Origin of the sequence: Flexithrix dorotheae DSM 6795 (genome assembly GCF_000379765.1) — a bacterium.
In the GTDB taxonomy this organism is placed as follows: domain Bacteria; phylum Bacteroidota; class Bacteroidia; order Cytophagales; family Flammeovirgaceae; genus Flexithrix; species Flexithrix dorotheae.
The window spans coordinates 174525-193745 of record NZ_KB903454.1 but is presented as its reverse complement, the minus strand read 5'-3'; the positions used below and the strand labels follow the sequence as shown (position 1 = coordinate 193745).

The following is a 19221-nucleotide window of genomic DNA, read 5'->3' as shown; positions in this document are numbered from 1 at the left end:
ATGAAAGCAATTTCATCTATTTTGGGTAATTACGTACTTATTTTAGGAGTTTTAACATTTAGGAAATACTCAAAAGCACCTACCAGAATGAAAAAATACCCTAATAATTCAACGCCCTCTTCTGCACCATTGGCAATAGCTCTTAAATAACCATCCATTACTGAAACCCAGAAGTCTAACCTGCCTAAAACTGGTGCAAATACAAAGGTGGTTAGAAATCCGCAAAGAATAATTCCAAAACTTGGTTGTTTGATAAAATCCTTGATTGAAAATGATAATAAATCTCTTTCCCGATAGCTGTTAATCGCAAAGAAAGTAAAAATAATTAAGGCAAGAATTTGCCAGGAACCATAAAAGATATAGGATTCAAAGAACCAATCCACTTCTCTGATAAATACAATTAGGGTAACTCCAATTAGGATATTTACAAAGGGTTTTCTTACCTTGGATGCGTTTCCGGCCAAAAAGAAAAAAATTAAAATAAATGCCAGGAAAGTAAGCTGCATCCATTCCGTCAGGGTTGCTTCCTGTACTTCCTCCGGGTCGTAGGTGATAGAGGTATCCACAAAAAGTAGTTGTGTAAGTCCCAGAACAAGAATAATATAGATCAAGAACCTGACGATTACATAAAAAATAGAACTTGAATTATTCATATTATACCTTCAATTTATCCTGCAAACTACTATTTAATTTGCTAATTTCAAATTAAGGTATTGTACCTGTTAAGAATTGTTATAAGTATTTTACTTCCTTTTCCTGTATTTAAAATTCCAGGTAAAGGAAAATATGGCAGCATCAAAAAATGATATTTTTTGGGGAGTCAGCTTATTGGGATTTTGATTATCCACTTCGTAAAATACTGAGAATACATTTTGACGGGAATACAGATTGTATATAGAAACTGTAAAACTGCTGTGTAATCGTTTGGGTTTACCTTTGTTCTTTCCTTTCTTTTTTATAGTACCGCCTAAATAAGTTCCTGATAAATCAACTCTGTGATTGGCTGGCAACCTTTCCTGATTCCTGTATTTATAATTTGGAATTACTATCCCGTTGTAGTCGAACTTAGTATATGGAACGGAGTAGGGGCGGCCTGAATCAAAATTGAAACTAGCAGATACATCCAGTCTTTTGGAAATCTGGTAAAAGCCTACAATCCTCAAACTATGGAGTGCATCAAAATTGGTTGGGAAATAATTTCCTTCATTAATAGTTTCCTCTTCGAATTTACTATCATATTTTTTTTCAGATCTACTTAGTGTATAACTTAACCAACCGCTTATTTTTCCCAGATTTTTTTTAGCAAAAAACTCAATTCCATATGCCCTGCCTTCGCCCTGAAGAATTTCCGTCTCAACTTGAGGGTTTAAAAGCAAACTAGCTCCATCTTTAAAATCCAAAAGGTTATTCATCTTTTTGTAAAATACTTCAACTGAAGATTCAAAATTGAACATATTGATGTTCTTGTAATATCCCAGGCTTATCTGATTACTTACTTGTGGTTTAAGGTAAGGGCCGCTAAGTTTCCACAAATCGGTAAGTAATGGGGTATTGGTATTTGAAAGGAGATGGATATACTGGTTGGTTTTGTTGTAATTGAATTTTAATGAACTTTCCTCACTAAGGCTGTATTTTATGGCCAACCTGGGCTCCAAGGCATTATAGAAATCTTTGAGTTCGAATTTATTAAAGCTTTTTACCCCGGTGGTGGTTTGTTGGGTTTTAGGAAGATCTTCCATGTATTGGTAAACTTTTCCTGGTCCGGTCAAGGCAAAAAAGGAATATCTCATACCATACTGAATGGTAAATTTTGGACTCAGAATATCTTCTTTTTCAAAATAAAGGGCCCCTTCCAGGCCTTTTTCTCTATCCAGTTTTACATTATAACCGCTGCTTGCACCCTCAACTGAAATTACCTGTCCCGGGTTTATTCTTCTAAAAATTAAATCTATTCCAAAATCCATTTTAGTAACTGAAGATTTAAAGAAGGAAAAGTTTGATTTTATATTGTAATTCTGGATGGAGGCCTGGATTAATGAAAGCTCGTTGCTTTGAAAGCGGTCAAGGCTATATTCATAATTGCTAAAAATGGCTGAAAAATTTGAAAATAGTCTTTTGTCTTTGAAAAGATGATTCCACCGAAAAGAACCAAGGTTATTGCCCCAGTAAACTTGTTCATTAAATGCCTCAACGTTATCTTCACCGAAATATCCGGAAAGAAAAAACTGATTGTTATCATTTAACTGGTAATTAAATTTGGTGTTGATTTCCGAAAAAGTATTGTAGCCAGAGGAAAAGGCAGTGTTTTTTAAGGTGAATGAAGAAAGTCGTGGAAATGATTGTCTGCCTGAAATTAGGAAGGAACTCTTATCCTTAATTATTGGAGCTTCAATGGTAAGCCTCCCGGAAATTGCCCCAATTCCTCCACTAATTAATAATTCTTTATTGTTTCCTTCCTTTTGTCGAACTTCTGAAACGGAAGATAAAAAACCTCCCTTGGAGGCAGGTAAACTCCCTTTGTTTATTTTTACATCTTTGACTACATCCGGATTAAAAATTGAAACCAGGCCATAAAGGTGGGCAGAATTAAAAATAGGAGCTTCATCAAGCAGCAAAATACTTTGGTCTATATTTCCTCCCCGTACATTTATCCCAGGCGTGCCTTCCCCCATGGAATTTATACCAGGAAGCGTTTTTAATGCTTTTAACACGTCTTCTTCTCCATAAATAAATGGAATCTGTCCTAATGTTTTCTTGTCAATCTGATAAACTGAAGTTTCAGGAGAACTTACATTTTTACTCTCTTCTTTACTTGAAACCACTATTTCCTGTAATTCAGCAACATGAATTTTTAATTCTTTGTCAATTTGAATATCATTTGTCAGATTAACTTCTATGGTGTCGTTAAGATAGCCGATATAAGAAAAAACAATTTGATTTCTGCCTTCAGGAAGGGAAATAGAGTAAAAACCATAGGGATTTGTGGTAATGCCAAATTTCACTTTACCCTCATTTTTTTCAAGCAGATAAACACTGGCTCCAATCAGGGTTTCTCCGGAATGGGCATCTGAAATAATTCCATTTACAACAAAAGTTTTCGGTTGTTCTTGCTTGGGTCTGGCAGGGGTTAGAATGATATAATTTCCCTGGACCGTATACTTAATCGCGTTTGGAGGGAAAAGAATATCTAAAATTTCCTGAAGGCGATAATATGTTTTGTTCAAGGTAACCTTTTTGGAAGTATCAAGAATTTGCGAACTATAGGAAAATTGAACCCCACAATCCCTTTCCAGTTTATTCATGACTTCTCCAATAGAAAGGGAGCCTTTGAAGTTATTTACAGGTTTTTGTAGTATTTCATTTTGAGAATATCCAAACTTTATGATTAAGATTAATAGGGCAAATACAAGAGTTATTCGCTTTAAATCTACAGACATTTTCCACCTTTAAATATTATTTTATTCTCCTCAATTGCCAAATCAAAACCATAACTCTTTTTGATAATATTTGCCACTTCCTTTAGTTTGAGATTGTCAAATGAGGAATTATACTGGCAGTCTTTGAGTGCAGCATTTTCAAGAATAAACTTTTTGTTATAATGTTTGGATAAAGTTAAGAAAACCTGATTTAAAGGCGTGTTTTGAAAAGATAATTTACCAGTTCTCCAGGCAAACACGTTAGTGTCAAGTTCATTTTCTAAAGAAAAGGTTTGATTTTTAGCTTTGTAAATTCCCTGGGTTTCTTTTTCAAGAATCACAAACTTTTCCTTGTCCAGTTTTTTTCCAAACTTAACTTTTCCGGAGGTAACACTCACCACAATCTTTTCTGAAGGACTGTTGGCATTTACATTAAAGGAAGTTCCTAATACTTCAATTTTGGTTTGATTTTCCAGATGAATAATAAATGGTTTTTCAGGATTTTTGGTGATCTCAAAATAACCTTCTCCTAATAGATGAATCTCCCGGGAATTCCCACTAAACTTTTGTGGAAATTTTAAGGTAGATTGATTATTCAGCCAAACTTTTGAACCATCCGCCAGGGTAATGGTTTTCCTTTCTTTATGGTTAGTTTGTTGAATGGATAATTCCTGGGGAAAAATATTTGAATCTTCAATATAGGAGTAATAGGCAAAAGTAGCACCGATTAATAATAGAATTACTGCTGCAATATTTCTTACATTAGAATAAAAGGAAATCCTTTTTTCAGGAACAAAAGGTACAACTTTGGGTTCTTTAAAATTAATTTTTTGATTTACCTGTTCCAGGGCCTGATTTACATCAGGATTGAAAGATCGGGGATCATTTTCTGAATTTTCCCACACCTTTTTGATTTTTTTCAAAACCTGGCTATTCGCTGAACTTTCCTTTTCCCAGTTTTCTATTTGGGTAATTTCATCTTCAGAGGCCTCTCCGGCTATATATTTTGCGATTAAGTCCCATTTTTCCATAATAACTCCTTGTTGGGTTGGATCTAATTTTCTTCTGGTATCTAAATTTTTTCATGTTTGGGGAAAATGTCTGTTTTATTCATTTACACCATATACACATAGAAGTCAAAATTTAAGCTTGATACCCCTAAATTGGGTTATTTTTTTTCATAATTTCAAAAACAAATAGGATAAACAGAATTTTATCCCAGTGAATTTCGAGAAATGACCGTAGTTTTTTTAAGGCTATGCCCATTTGTGCCTCCACGGTTTTTTTAGAAATATTAAGTTCTTTTGAAATCTCTTCATAGGTAAGTCCTGTATGCCGGCTCAATTTAAATATTAATTGACATTTGTTGGGAAGTTGATTTATCCCCCTTTTTATAATTAGTTCCAATTCGCTGTTTTCAATTTCTGAGTGGCCTGAAACTTCATCTGACATAGTATGTGGCTGAATTTCCTCAAAATGCTGATTGGCCAACTGGCTTTTAAGGTAATTGATGCTGCGGTTTTTGACTGCCTTAAGCAAATAACCCTTAAGGTTCGTTTGGATATTTAACTGATCTCCCTTTTCCCATACATAAACAAAAATATCCTGAACTATTTCTTCTGTAACTTCTTCATTACCAGTTATTTTTAGTCCATATCTACACAGTTCTGTATAATATTTTTTAAATACATAATCAAAAGTACTTTTCTCTTTTTGAAGAAGTTTTTCAATTAAACTGGATTCATTTAGTTGTTCCGGTTGGTTTTCCATTTAATTATTTTTCAATAATAAAATCTAGCTAGTAGCCTTGAGTATTTTGGTAATTATTAGGGTTTAACTTTGAGGTAAAAATAGAGTTAAAATTAAAACTTTCTAATTTTTTCAAAAACAAAAAATGTGTTTGAGAAATTCTGAAAAATAACACTTCTAAATTCACTTTAAAATCCTAATAAACCATCGTTGTTTGCGTTATTAAGCCATTAAAATACAAAGCCATTTTTTAATTGCATTCCGAAATGGAAAATAATATTACCAATCCAAAAAGGAAATTAACCATATCCTATGTTGCAGCGCTTGTTGTAATTGGGGTTTTAACTATCCTTACCCAGTTAATCTTTCACTATGTGATTAATATGCATTCTATTGACGAAAGTATAATTGACATCACAAGGGAACAAATCTTTTTGACAGAGCGGATTAATAATGAAGCCAACAGGTTAATTGGGATAGAAGAGGAAAAAGAGTTCTCCAGAGAAATGGATAATTTTAAGGTGCTTTCTTCCACCTGGTCGCAAATCCAGGAAAATTTAAAAGATCTGGAATATTCACCAATTTTTCCGGATGCTCATATAGCAGAAATAAGAGGAACATTTCAAAAAATGGCTCCACATTATAATTCCATAAAAATTTCGAATGATGAAATCTCAAAATTTTACTTTGATCAGAGAGAAATAGACAAGGAATCATTTGAATTGAAAATAAACACAATTGCAGCGCACAAAAATGACTTCCAGGGATATATGGAAGAAATCTCAGGACTTCTAAAGACTGGTTCGGAATTGCATAAAGAAACAGTGAAAAAATTCCAGATTGGTATTTTTAGTGCAAATATTCTGGTCCTATTGGTTTTGGGACTTTTTATTTTCAAGCCGGTAGTATCAGATATTTCAAAACATGTAAATCTGATTGATAAACAAAATGAAGAATTTGAAAAATTAACTTCTGAGTTAATTGTTACAGAGGAACAAACCGTGGAAGCTAGTCAACTTCTTTTGGATAAAAACAAGGAATTAGTTTCCCTTAAGGAACAGTTGGAAAGTTCTTTAAAAAGTGAGCAGGCCAGTAAGTCCGAGTTTGAGTTTGCAAATTCTGAACTTACTTCAGCCTATGACGAAATCCAATATAAAAACAAACAAATAAATGCGAGTATTAACTATGCTCAGCGAATTCAGAGCGCTCTTTTACCTCAATTAGGATTTGTGGAGAAGGCTTTTCCGGATTCTTTTATTCTTTTTAAACCAAAAGATGTGGTAAGTGGAGATTTTTACTGGTTTTTTCAGAAAGATTATAAAACCATTATAGCTGCGGTTGATTGTATGGGACATGGTGTGCCAGGAGCATTTATGTCGTTGATTGGAGAGCGATTACTTTATGAGACGGTTTACATCAGGGGTATAACTGAGGCAGATATTATTTTAAATGAATTACATGAGAAATTCAAAATCACGCTTAAAAAAGATATTACTCATAATGACGATACTTTGGACATTGCTCTGTGTGTAATCGATAATCACCCTCAGCGTCTTGAGTTATTTGGAGGTTTACCCAAAGTGGAATTTGCCGGTGCAAGGAACCCTCTTATTTATATTAAGGATGGTGAAATACACGAAATAAAAGGGGAGAAGCTTTCGATTGGGGGGAATTTACGGTCTGGTACAGAAAAGTTTACTAAACACGTAATTGAATTAGATACCCCGGCAAGGTTTTACATATTTTCTGATGGTTATCAGGATCAGTTTGGAGGGCCGGGACCAAGGGGTAAAAAGTTTACAAAAAAACGTATGATGAACTTATTATTGGAGAACAAATATATGCCAATAACCCAACAAAAAGATTTACTGGAAAAGACTTTGGCTGATTGGATGGCTGAAGCAAAAGAGGAACAACAAGTTCAGATTGATGATGTACTAGTAATAGGTTTTAGTGTTGGCTGAGGTGAGTTTTTGTCGGTTTTTCTCCTCTCTTTTTAAAATGATATTAATAAATTTAACCAGACCGATAAAACCATTTTCATTTTCATTGTCAAAATCAATTTGAATTCCGGAATTAATTTCAGTTCCGGAAATTGGATAAGTATAAAATGAAGTGCTTTTTAAAACCTCCGACAAAGAGGTAATATCCTTCCTTCTCAATTTTGAATAGCTAATATCAGGAAACTCTTCATTAAATTTATCAAAATCTAAATAGGCAGAAATAGGAAATTTGGAGGCCAGCTTTTGAAAGTTATTGAGCTTAGGCGTGAGGTTATCATCATTAAAATTCTTTACCACCACAGTATCAGTTGTAATGAGTAATTTACTGCCTTTATGGGTGATATAAGTATTGTATCCCAGGATTTCTTTTAAGTTGTACACATCTCTATCTTTTAATAACAAGCCGTCTTTTTCAAGACGGGCAAGGATATGAGACATTTTAGGCCCCGTTGAAATACCAATTACAAAGTTGGGTTGTGAAGTCTTTTCGATTTTAGTAACTTCTGTTTTCTCGAAATTATCATCAAATTCATACGAGATTACTTCCTTCTCAACGATTGTGTTTTCAGAATAGCTGATAAACAAATCCCCATCTGAAAGTGTATAAAGGTCTTTTTCCGGAATCCCGGTAATTATGGATAGTGCCTTTACTGCCAACTTCAGGTTGTATGCTTTCACAAATTCCGGTACAACCCCTTTATTGTATTTAAAATTTATAAAACCTATTAATTTATCTCCATCAATAGATTGGCATAAATCAATATGAGAATTCCCATTTAGTAAGTTTTCATAATATCCCACACTGTTTTTTTCCAATACCTGAGTAATGTCACACTCAATGGTACCTTTTTCAAAACCAACAGTAAAATTGGCATATTCGATATCGTCACTTAGAAATTCCGTTGGAAAAACTTCTTGGGTAAATCTGGTTATGTTTTCAGGTTTGATATGCAGGGTCAAATCTTTTTCATTTACAGTAAGGTTTGCATAATTTGTATCCGCTAAAATGGATTTATCTTCCGATAAGGAAAAAATTGATGTGATTTTTTCTTCGATGTATTTTGACTGGGTTTTTTTATGAAGTGGGAAAAAAGTTACCAAAATATCTTCATTCCATGCAAACCTCATTTTTCTTTCCCCTAGTTCTCCAATTTTAAAATCATCTTCATTGGTTATTTTTAAGTCAATAGAAGGAGGGATTTTGTTTTCCAAAAAAGATTCAAAATGTTTTGCATTAGACATTTTCCAATAAATTCCTCCTACCCATTCTTTTGGTGAATTATCATTCCCAATGTATAGATAAACATTGTGCATTAAATCTATCCCCAAATCTGTTGGGTTTTCCAAAATGGCATTCCCCAGAGGATATTGATTGGCCGAATCAATCTGGGTACCAAAAAAGGATTCCAGTATACTTTTGAAATCCAGATCATTTATGTTTTCAAAAAGGAGCTTTGTGGCGATATTCTTATTGTTGATTATCAGAACTGCACCTGCATCGGAAGGGATGTAGGCGTCAACTGTATTTTTAGATTGGCAGGAAAATATTGCCTGGAGGAACAATATTATTCCTGCTAATTTTATAAAATTCCGAAATGAAGTATCTGCCATTAAAAATTAATTTCCACTAGCGGAAAGATAAACACTATTAAGCATTTCGAGAAATGCGGTAAAACTATTTTTATTTTTGTCCTTAAAATTACTAATAAATTCCGACTCAAAAGATTTATCTCCAACTTTCACTCCTTTAAATTCCCAGTTATCCAAAGTAGTGCTTAATTGATCCATCGTTTCCAAATCTTTTGGCTTCATGTTGTCTTTACCTTCCTCCTTCACTACCTCAATTATATTACCCAAATTCATAAACATTGAAATACTGTTTTCAGTAATCAGGGGCTGTAAAGATTTGTCCATTAAATCTTTTTTCTTGATGCCTTTTTTCAATCTTTTGGAAACCAGGGAGGCATCGTTGGTCACCAGGACCATATCATCAATGATTGCCAGGTAAGGATTTATGGGTGCTTTGGGAATGATTAAGTCATAATATTTTCCTTTGGAATTATATCTGGCGATCTCAAAATTTTCTAATCCTTTAATGATTTTATTAAAGTTTTCTTTGTTGCCAATAGTGGCCAGAGCGGTAAAAATTGGCTGGGTTTCTTTTTTTGTTTTTTGCGTTTCATTTAAATTGAAGTTGTCATCATATTCATAATCTGTGTATGTAATTTCTACTTCCTTCAGGTCAGTTACTGCAAAAAGGATATCTCCTTTAAAAATTTCGGTTATGGCATCTTCATCAAGAATAATTCCCAGTAAATCTTTCCCTGTGGTGGCATACTTTCCATACTGAGGAGCTGCTTCAATTATTGGCATATACATTTCAATGATAGCATTAAAAAGCGCTTTTTGGTCTATGGAAAGAGCCATGAATCCTAATAAATTTTTCCCGTTTATGTATTTTACAAATTTAGGATTCACACCTTCTTTATAAATATCCTTTGTGATGTTGAACAGTTTATCACTTAAAAATTGTTTTTGGGCCAATCTGATTTGTCCGTTTTCAAAATACATATTAATATGGTAATAATTATTCTCTAACCATCCATTAGCCCAATCTTTCAATGCTTCCGGATCCATGGCCATAGGAGAGCCTTCCAGTGAATTAAAAGCTGAAGAAAGCTGACGAGAAAATCCCTCAAAATTAACCCATAACCCGATATCAGAGTTATTTTGTTGATGAAGTGAAAAATTTGCATTCTGGGTAATATTCTTTTTTTTGTTTCCGGAGAAATGTGATTCTATTTCGGATCTGAGCAACCTGGCTTTCATAATTTCCTGCTGTTCTATTCTTGCTTCATAGGCTTCATCACTCTCTTCATAATAGAGGTAATTCGGTTTTGAATTACTTTCTTCTACCACCATAATAATAGCATGATCACTGTTCCATCCTATGCCGAATGGTCCGTTCGTAATTATAGAATAATTCCCTTTTGTTTCTATTTCTCTTTGTCCGGTTTGAGGCAAAATGACTTCCTGTGCAAATTTTTGAAACTTATTACCATCTTTAATTTTGATCAGGTATGCCGTAGAAATCATACTGTCCAAAAATTGTAGGTAACCAAAAGAGGACGGCTGGAATGTAATCCCGGATTCATTCGGATTTTTATATAAATTGATGATAAGTTCCTGATTTTCAGGTTGTGATCTCTTTATTTGTGCATCGAGAAAACTGAAAATATCTAATTCCAATAAGTGGGGGATATCTGCCTTTTCTGAAATGGATTGGGAATTAAGTGACAATACCACCATAGCCTCTGAAGGTATATATTCCTCAAGTTTTTGGCTAAATGATACTGAATTGAAACCTAAAATCAGACTGAGTATCAGGAGGTTTTTTAGATTGAATTTTTGAGTAGATTTTATCTTAATCATTATTCTCTTTTGATGTTATTAAATTAAAATAGTAGGGTTATATAAAATTCACCATAGCAATTTACTATTCCAGCATAATGGTGTTTTCAATACTTTTATTACCAGTGGCAATTTCCATTAATTTATATCTAAGCATTGTGGCACTTCCGTTTTTGGAAACTTTACAATCGGGATTGGTTACTTTTTGTACCGCCTGAGGAAATCTGTAAATGGCAATAAATTCTCCTTCTTCTAATATTTCCTTTTGTTGTTGTTTGATTTTTTGATAGTCGTTGGAAATATTGTAAGGGATATTTCTTTTAAATTTATTTCCTGAGAACATAAAGTTATTTAATTGAAAAATCCGGGATTGTTTATCATATCGTTGGACTATTTTTAAAACTCCTTTGTCAAAATTTTCGATTTTATCGAAATCACAGGACATGGAAAAAATAAATTTTTCGAAATCGAGGTGTGGAGTTACATTAGATATGCCTTGGTCACTTTCCAGCCAATTTGTGATTTTTTGAGTTTCTTCCGTGATAAATTTTTGACTGGGCACCTTAAAACCATTGATGCTATCAAGCGTCATTAGGGTTTTTAGCTTGGTTTGGCTTTGACTTAAGTTGACCGTAAGTGAAAATTTCCCCGAACCGTTTTCATAAAAAGTTATTTCTTCAATTATTTCCAGACAGGATGTCATTGGTAGAAAAAATACCAAAAAAAGACCTTTTAGAAATAGTTTGCTGAAATATGAATTGTAGAAAAAATTCCTTTGAAAGGGATTCAATTTCATTGATTTTATATTAGGTATCTGGATTATTGAAAGCGCAAAAAAATAGAATAAAAAATAATATGGTGATTTAAATGTCAGATAATTCTTACATGATCTGTCCTTTGACTAACAAATTAAACAATTAATTATTTCAACAATTTTAAGCATTAGTTTACATTTTTTAGGTAAGGATTTTTTAAAATGACCATCCAACGAATGAAAACTATTTTTTTTAGCCTGATTTCCGGGATATTTTTTCTTTTTTCCGGGTGCCAACTGGAAGATACCATCAACCCTGATATTCAACCAGAACCCACTATTGAAACAAAGGAAAGTGAGGAGCTTACACGGGCTATGTCAAAGAAAATGATAGAAACTAATTCATCTATCCAGTTAATTAGCGGAGATTTGCCTGGAAAGTCAAATATTTCTTCTGCTCCAAAATTAGTGGATTGGGCTGATAGCGATACCCTACATACCATGAATGGGAAAATAACGGGTATGCAATTGGATTTTGAATATGAAGGTCATGAAATTGCCGGATATTATTTAAAAGTAGGAGATGCTTCAAATTACCTGGATATTCCAGTGGAGTTAGCCAAGGATTTTAAAAAGCAAAAAGGAAGTGGAAATTTGGGCATACTTAATCAGTTCCAGACAAATACTGAAGATGATTATATTATTACCTTTTACATTCCTGCTCAAATTAAACCGGGATCTTTTTCAATATCTATTGCTGTGTATGATTCAAAGGGATTTGTGAGTAATACCACCACCAGAATGGTTAAAGTGGTACAATTGGGTGGATTAACCGAAAGTGCCTTTTTATTGCAAAAAAGCTGGGATTGGAAATATTCCTTAAGTTTTTATGGAGAAGAGAAAATTGAAAAAAGGGCTGGTGAAGCATGGAACCATCATTATAAACTGGTAATTCCATGCCAGGAAGGAAAACTTCAGGAAATCGATGTCCAGGAAGAATTCAAGACAGATTATCTGAAATTGGATTTTGCCCCTAATGGTGATTTTACTATGTTGGAGGAAGGGGAAGAGAAAAGGTTTGATTTCAAAAATACCAATTGTAATGAGGTGGCCTATTTGCGAAATTCATTTTATGATAAACGAAAAGGTTCATGGAGCTACGATCATTCCCATAAAAATCTGATCCTGATTTTTGATCCCAAATATTCCGATGAAGAGGAATTATTTCAGGAAAGTTCCATTTTATCTTTTTCCATTGAAGGCACAAATGGAAAAGAAATTATTTTTACAAACGAGTCCTACAATGTGAAGTTTGCCCAAATGGTAAAAACAGCCAATATTTTTTCATTTGAGTAGATTTTTCATGCCCCTGATTTAGATTTAATATACTTCAGGTACAAAAGTCTGGTCTGACATTGGGGGACGAATATAGTTCTCTTCATCATTTCTTTTACTCAACACTACTTTCTTTCTTGGAATGACTTCATAATGAATCATGGAAAGTAAATGGGTAATACAATTAAGTCGTGCTCTTTTTTTACTATCAGACTGCACTACATACCAGGGGTTTTGCTTTGTATCGGTAAAGGAAAACATCTCATCCTTTGCCTTGGAATATTCCCCCCATTTCGTTCGGGAAATTAAATCCATATCGCTTAGTTTCCATCTCTTTGTAGGGTTGTTTAAACGCTCCACAAAGCGTCTTTCCTGTTCTTCCGGACTTACTGAAAACCAGTACTTTATCAGAATAATGCCAGATCTAGTGATCATCCTTTCAAATTCAGGACAAGACCGAAGAAATTCTTCGTGTTCTTCTTCAGTACAAAATCCCATTACCCTTTCCACTCCGGCTCGATTATACCAGCTCCTGTCAAACAAAACCATTTCCCCTGCAGCGGGAAGATGTTCCACATATCTTTGGAAATACCATTGTGTTTTTTCCTTATCAGTAGGTTTGCCCAAAGCCACTACCCGGCAAACTCTTGGGTTAAGCAGGTCCGTAATTCGTTTAATAGTACTTCCTTTTCCTGCAGCGTCTCTTCCCTCAAATATCACCACTACTTTCAATTGTTTTTGAACAATCCATCGCTGGAGTTTCACCAATTCAATTTGAAGTTTGGGAAGTACCTTCTTATATGTTTTATTTATTTCATTTTTTGAAAGGTTATTCTCCTTTTTTGCCATTATTTACAATATTTAAGTGATTTTTTCTATTTGAATTAAAGATCGGCATTTGTTTTTTACCATTCGGCAATAGAACCAAATGAATTTTTTTAAATATACTTTTTTTCAGGTTTTTATCCTCATTTTCTCCCAATATACATGTGCACAGGACCTAAAGAAATCCAAAACCTACCTTGAGTATGGTTTAAATGGGTATTATGGGGCTTTATTTAAACACCGACTTGATCAGGAAAAAATTTATTTTCCCGGAGCATTTGGAGTAGAAGCAAACATCCAGAAATTTACAGATGGGCGGAATAATTGGGAAAGGTTTTATAATTATCCAAAGGTAGGCTGTGCGGTAATGTATTTTAATTATAATATGCCAGATGAATTGGGAAAAGCTTATAGCCTGATTCCCTATATGGATTTTACCTTATCCAAAAAAGGGAAAAGGAGATTCAGAATAAAATCCGGATTTGGTGCTGTGTATTCCACCAAAACCCATGAATTAATTACCAATGAAGAGAATTCTGCCATCAGTAGTAAGGTGAGTATCGCAGTTACCCTTGATTTTCAATATGATTTTAAGATTTCTGACCATTTTTCTATAAATGCCAATGCCGGTTTCAGGCATTATTCTAATGGCAGATTAAGGGCACCCAATAATGGGATCAATTATTTGATTGTTGGTTTAGGGGCAAGGTATACTCCTCAACCAATTCCAAAGGAAAATTTTTATCTAGGACCACCTGACAAAACTTATGAAAATAAACTCTATTTCAATGTAATGGGGGCTACTGCCTGGAGACATGTCAGGCCCCTGGAAAATGGGCACCATAATGCTTACATAATTTCTGTTTATGCCAGCAAAATGGTCGGTCCACTAAGTAATTTGGTTTTAGGGATTGATGGGTTTAAATATCATACAGAAAGCATGCGGCAGGAATATTTAAACAGGATGACCTCCCCTGAAGAAAATAATCTGGATGGCCGACAGGCAGGAATAACTTTTGGACATGAGTTATTGTTTGGAAAGCTTGCCTTTGTAACTCAAATCGGTATCTATTTCTATCTTCCGGTTAAGTTCGATTTGCCCTATTACCAAAGAGTTGGGTTTCGCTACTACTTATGTAAAAATGCCTTTCTTAACACCACTCTTAAAGCTTATACAAGTAAAGCAGATATGCTGGAATTTGGCCTAGGCTTTAGATTGTAACCATGTTTAAATAGTAAAGTGAAAACAATATGGAGTTTGTTTTTGGGCGAAGAAATCCATTTCTTAAGTATGAGCTACCAAATTCACAAGTCATTCCCTATTTTTTATAACCCAAAAATTCCAATTAGTTATTTTTTGGCTTAATTTCACCCCAACAATTTAATTTGTAAATTAACTAAGTAGTACTACTTAAATATTTCATAAATGTTACCCAAAATAAATCCTACACTTACTCATGCCTGGAAGGAACTTACTGTTGATCATGAAGTTTTAAAAAGGGCTAATATTAAAAACCTTTTTGAAAACGATCCGGAAAGATTTAAAAAATATAGTTTAAAGTTTGAAGATATTCTTGTTGATTTTTCAAAAAATATTTTAGATGAATCCGTATTTGAGCATTTGCTTGAGCTGGCCGGTGAAATAAGGTTGATTGAAGCGATTGAAAAGATGTTTTCAGGGGATAAAATTAACATGACTGAAGACAGAGCCGTGCTTCATGTAGCCCTGAGAAACAGATCCAATACCCCAATTCTGGTTGAAGGGAAGGATGTGATGCCTGAGGTAAATGCAGTGCTGGATCAGATGGAAAGTTTTTCAAATAAAATTATTAGTGGAGAGTGGAAAGGATATACCGGAAAGCCAATTACGGATATTGTGAATATAGGGATTGGTGGTTCTGATTTAGGCCCGGTAATGGTAACTGAAGCACTTAAACCATACTGGAAACCAAATATGAATGTTCATTTTGTTTCCAATGTAGATGGTACTCATATAGCTGAAACACTTAAAAAGGTAAATCCGGAAACTACCCTTTTCATGATTGCCTCCAAAACATTCACCACCCAGGAAACCATGACCAATGCACATTCGGCAAGGGATTGGTTTTTAAATGCAGCTGGTGATAAAGAGCATGTCAAAAAGCATTTTGTGGCATTATCTACTAACAAAAAGGGAGTAGAAGATTTTGGTATAGATCCTCAGAATATGTTTGTTTTCTGGGATTGGGTAGGGGGAAGATATTCTCTTTGGTCGGCCATTGGGCTGTCTATTTCCTGCACTATTGGCTTTGAAAACTTCAGCGCTTTATTGGAAGGTGCGCATGCAATGGACAATCATTTCAAAAATGAATCCTTCGAAAAAAATATTCCGGTAATTCTGGCATTGTTGGGCGTTTGGTATGGAAACTTTTTTGATGCTGAAACTGAAGCTATTCTTCCTTACGATCAATATATGCACCGGTTTGCGGCTTATTTCCAACAAGGAAATATGGAAAGTAATGGTAAATATGTAGACAGAACAGGTGAAAAAGTCGATTATAACACCGGACCTGTAATTTGGGGGGAGCCTGGAACAAACGGACAACATGCATTTTACCAGTTAATCCATCAGGGAACCAGAATTATTCCCTGCGACTTCCTTGCCCCAGCCATAAGTCACAACCCTTTATCGGATCACCATCCAAAATTGTTATCCAATTTCTTTGCCCAAACCGAAGCTTTGATGAAAGGAAAAACAAAAGCTGAGGTGGTGGAAGAACTTGAAAAATCTGGTGCAAGCAAGGAGGATATTGAAAAAATCACTCCATTTAAAATATTTGAGGGTAACAGGCCTACTAATTCCATTCTTTTCAAAAAGCTTGACCCTAGAACTTTAGGTGCTTTAATTGCAATGTATGAACACAAAATTTTCGTGCAGGGTGTGATCTGGAATATCCTGAGTTTCGATCAGTGGGGAGTGGAGCTGGGTAAACAACTGGCAAAGAAAATTCTTCCTGAATTGGGGGGAGATGAAGATATTTCTTCGCATGATTCCTCTACAAATGGGTTAATTAATGCCTACAAAGCATTCAGAAAATAAAATTTAACTATTTTCAAGAGCATTTTCCTTTGGTTGCCCTAGGGAAAATGCTTTTTTTGTATCAAAAAAGTACATCATCTTTTACCATGAATAACTATCAGAGAGGATTTAAAGGAGATATTTTTAATGCTATTTTTAACCTTACTGGAAAAATTATTATGAAAGTTTCCGGAGTTTATGCATTGAATATGTTGGGAATGATACTGATTTTTGGTGGAGTAATAGTAGGATTAATCGGGATAGACCAGGAAATGCTTCAGGGACTGCAGGATCCGACAGAGGTGCAAAAACTATCTGAAGAGATGGCTAAAGTTTTTGTGGATCCTACTAATTTGGTTTACCTGTTTCTGGCACTTTTTGGAATTGGCCTTATTTCTTCCTGGGGATATTATTTCGCCTTTATCCTTGCCGAAATGCAAGTGAAAAGTGGGGTGGCAAATTTCAATACTGCATTGGGGTATTCATTTAGAAAAGGTGTAATTGAATTGTTTATAATAGGAACTTTACAGTATATTATTTCAGTAATTTTGCTTACCTTAAGCATTGTTTCCTATCTGCTTTTACCTTTTTTACCATTCATACTTTTTCCAGTGGCTTTACTCTTTATTTTCCGGTTTACCTTGCTAATTCCGGCTGCTGTAGTAGGTGGTTATTCCTTTGTAGATTCAATTGAATATAGCCTTAAGCATATTAACTGGATGAGAAGTTTAAAGCTAGTAGGCATAGCTTTTCTGTTTTTTATGGCTGTATTTATGGCTTCATTCCTTATCGGTTTATTTTCTGTAGCTTTTGCCCTAATTCCTGGAATAGGTCAAATCATTCAGATGATTATTCAAATTGCCTTAGGCAGCTTTTTGATGGCATTTACTGTTTCTGCTTTAACTGCACTTTATTACAGATATGAAGAAGATATTTCTGGGGAAGATGAAGTAAGTCTCGAAGATCATTTAATAGCTGATTAATTATAAAATATGAAAATGAAATTGTTTAACCTTTTATTATTTTTGTTTCTTTCTTTACAGCTTTTTGCACAAACTAAAGTGGCTTGTGTGGGAAACAGTATTACTTATGGAGCCGGTATTGAAGGTAGAGATTCACTTGCCTATCCACAACAATTGGGAAAAATCCTGGGTGAAAGCTGGGTGGTTAAAAACTTTGGAAACAGTGGGGCAACCATGTTAAAAAATGGAAATAAACCCTATTGGTCTTTGCCGGAGTTTAAAAAGGCCAAAAAATTTAAGCCTGATGTGATTATCATTTTATTGGGTACTAATGATTCCAAACCAATAAACTGGGAAGCGCATTCCAATGAATACAAAAAGGATTTTGCTGAGATGATAGGGATTTTCCAAAAATTAAAATCAAAACCAAAAATATGGCTGGGAATTCCTCCACCTGCCGGAGAAAATCCCTGGGGAATCTCAAAAGAAATAGTAGAAGGGGTAATTACCGATCAGGTTAGGGAATTAGCCAAAGACCATGATTTAGGTACAATTAATTTTTTCGAAGGATTTGAGGGGCAAATGGAGCTCCTGCCTGATAATATCCACCCAAATGCTAAAGGAGCGAAAGTTATGGCTGAGCTTGCAGCAAAGGCCATTAAAAATTAAAATTTTCACTCAAATTTCACAATACATCTCTGGCTCTTGATCGTTTCAAGGGCCTTTTGTAAATCCTCTATATTTTTAGTTTTGTCCATTTTTTCATTAAAGTTTCTTTTCAATTCCCTCCTTTGCATGGCTTCCCAAAATCTCCTGACTTCCTTGGTGCTTTCGAGTATTAGAGGAGGAACAGGAGTTGGTTTATCGTCTTCTTTAGCTACCATGGTGAAATAGGAGGAGTTTGTATGCTTCACCAGTCCCTTTTTCACATTTTCAGCTATTACTTTTATCCCCACTACAAGTGATGTTTTTCCCACAAAATTAACCGAAGCATGCATGGAAACCAGATCTCCCACTTCCACCGGTTGCAAAAACTCAACATTATCCACCGAAACGGTTACACAGTAATTTCCTGCATGTTTACTGGCGCAGGCATAAGCCACCTTATCCATCAATGACAATAATATTCCACCATGTATTTTTCCACCAAAATTGGCATATGAAGGTATCATTAATTCTGTAATGGTGGTTTGTGATTGCGCCACTTTTTTCCCAGTTTCAACCATGCTTATAGTTTTTTTAATTGAAGTTATCAGAATGCAAAATTAGCAGCCTAATGTTACTATAGCAAAAAAGCTTAAAGGAAAGGGGTGAGCTAAGTTTTTTAAATTATATAATTCCACTCTAAGACCAAATTATCAATTGTCTTTCAGGTTGTTTTTAGGAAATAAGAATTTTTTATTGACAACAAGCCAAAAAATGCTTAATTTAAATGGACTGTAAACACATACCCAAATATTCTGAATCCAAATGGCGACCACAACTAGATCTCAATTAATTAAAAAGTTTGATTATTACATGAGAGTGTTTTCTATATTAACACTTGCCTGTATCAGTATTTACTTCTTTTTGGAATTGATTCTTAAAAGTAAGTCCGGTATTGGTGGGGTAATATTAACTCTTTGTCTGGCTTTCTCCATTACCCAGATTGTGTTTTTACAATTAAAAGAAAGTGCTAAAAGGAAATATAGAGAATTGGGAAAATAAC

The 19221-nt window shown here is 34.4% G+C and carries 16 protein-coding genes; 7 read left to right on the top strand and 9 right to left on the bottom strand.

Annotation, left to right across the window (positions count from 1 at the left end; translation table 11 throughout):
* Positions 1-29 precede the first annotated feature (29 nt).
* The 4 genes from A3EM_RS0122970 to A3EM_RS43400 form a co-directional block, all read right to left on the bottom strand.
* On the bottom strand, positions 30-653 hold the full coding sequence (locus A3EM_RS0122970) for a hypothetical protein (RefSeq protein WP_044239482.1): 624 nt from the start codon (positions 651-653) through the stop codon (positions 30-32).
* Between the two features lie 90 nt (positions 654-743).
* Positions 744-3437 (bottom strand): TonB-dependent receptor, encoded by a 2694-nt coding sequence (locus A3EM_RS0122965; RefSeq protein WP_020530605.1) that lies wholly within the window; start codon positions 3435-3437, stop codon positions 744-746.
* Positions 3428-4447, bottom strand: a complete 1020-nt coding sequence (locus A3EM_RS0122960) for a FecR family protein (RefSeq protein ID WP_020530604.1) — start codon at positions 4445-4447, stop codon at positions 3428-3430. The genes A3EM_RS0122965 and A3EM_RS0122960 overlap by 10 nt, the downstream gene beginning before the upstream one ends.
* 127 nt (positions 4448-4574) lie before the next feature.
* Complete coding sequence (locus A3EM_RS43400; RefSeq protein ID WP_020530603.1) at positions 4575-5186, bottom strand: RNA polymerase sigma-70 factor; 612 nt, start codon at positions 5184-5186, stop codon at positions 4575-4577.
* A 245-nt stretch (positions 5187-5431) separates the two neighbouring features.
* Between A3EM_RS43400 and A3EM_RS0122950 the strand changes: the two genes are divergently transcribed.
* Complete coding sequence (locus A3EM_RS0122950) at positions 5432-7129, top strand: SpoIIE family protein phosphatase (protein WP_020530602.1); 1698 nt, start codon at positions 5432-5434, stop codon at positions 7127-7129.
* Here the strand turns inward: A3EM_RS0122950 and A3EM_RS0122945 are convergent.
* From A3EM_RS0122945 to A3EM_RS46145, 3 genes are all read right to left on the bottom strand, one after another.
* Entirely contained in the window at positions 7103-8779 is a 1677-nt protein-coding gene (locus tag A3EM_RS0122945; protein ID WP_020530601.1) for a DUF4836 family protein, read from the bottom strand. The two genes, A3EM_RS0122950 and A3EM_RS0122945, sit on opposite strands and share 27 nt — an antisense overlap.
* A gap of 6 nt (positions 8780-8785) precedes the next feature.
* Positions 8786-10600 (bottom strand): DUF4836 family protein, encoded by a 1815-nt coding sequence (locus A3EM_RS0122940; protein WP_020530600.1) that lies wholly within the window; start codon positions 10598-10600, stop codon positions 8786-8788.
* A 64-nt stretch (positions 10601-10664) separates the two neighbouring features.
* Positions 10665-11300 (bottom strand): hypothetical protein, encoded by a 636-nt coding sequence (locus A3EM_RS46145; protein WP_169513398.1) that lies wholly within the window; start codon positions 11298-11300, stop codon positions 10665-10667.
* 270 nt (positions 11301-11570) lie between these two features.
* Here A3EM_RS46145 and A3EM_RS0122930 point away from each other — a divergent pair, with 270 nt between their 5' ends.
* The gene (locus A3EM_RS0122930; protein ID WP_020530598.1) at positions 11571-12689 is read left to right on the top strand and encodes a hypothetical protein; all 1119 of its coding nucleotides are present in this window, start codon (positions 11571-11573) and stop codon (positions 12687-12689) included.
* Positions 12690-12713: 24 nt separating this feature from the next.
* On the opposite strand, the gene ppk2 is transcribed toward A3EM_RS0122930, so the two are convergent.
* Positions 12714-13517, bottom strand: coding sequence for a polyphosphate kinase 2 (gene ppk2 / locus A3EM_RS0122925; RefSeq protein ID WP_020530597.1), 804 nt, complete (start codon positions 13515-13517; stop codon positions 12714-12716).
* 79 nt (positions 13518-13596) lie between these two features.
* Here ppk2 and A3EM_RS0122915 point away from each other — a divergent pair, with 79 nt between their 5' ends.
* From A3EM_RS0122915 to A3EM_RS0122900, 4 genes are all read left to right on the top strand, one after another.
* The gene (locus tag A3EM_RS0122915; protein ID WP_020530595.1) at positions 13597-14715 is read left to right on the top strand and encodes an acyloxyacyl hydrolase; all 1119 of its coding nucleotides are present in this window, start codon (positions 13597-13599) and stop codon (positions 14713-14715) included.
* A 204-nt stretch (positions 14716-14919) separates the two neighbouring features.
* Complete coding sequence (gene pgi / locus A3EM_RS0122910) at positions 14920-16572, top strand: glucose-6-phosphate isomerase (RefSeq protein WP_020530594.1); 1653 nt, start codon at positions 14920-14922, stop codon at positions 16570-16572.
* 86 nt (positions 16573-16658) lie between these two features.
* Positions 16659-17534, top strand: coding sequence for a hypothetical protein (locus A3EM_RS0122905; protein ID WP_157638039.1), 876 nt, complete (start codon positions 16659-16661; stop codon positions 17532-17534).
* Between the two features lie 15 nt (positions 17535-17549).
* Entirely contained in the window at positions 17550-18182 is a 633-nt protein-coding gene (locus tag A3EM_RS0122900; protein WP_063745033.1) for a GDSL-type esterase/lipase family protein, read from the top strand.
* 5 nt (positions 18183-18187) lie between these two features.
* Here A3EM_RS0122900 and A3EM_RS0122895 read toward each other — a convergent pair whose 3' ends face one another.
* A complete protein-coding gene (locus tag A3EM_RS0122895; RefSeq protein ID WP_020530591.1) occupies positions 18188-18739 on the bottom strand; it encodes an acyl-CoA thioesterase in 552 nt (183 codons plus the stop codon).
* 244 nt (positions 18740-18983) lie between these two features.
* Between A3EM_RS0122895 and A3EM_RS0122890 the strand changes: the two genes are divergently transcribed.
* Positions 18984-19220, top strand: a complete 237-nt coding sequence (locus A3EM_RS0122890) for a hypothetical protein (RefSeq protein ID WP_157638038.1) — start codon at positions 18984-18986, stop codon at positions 19218-19220.
* The last annotated feature ends 1 nt before the right edge of the window (position 19221 follow it).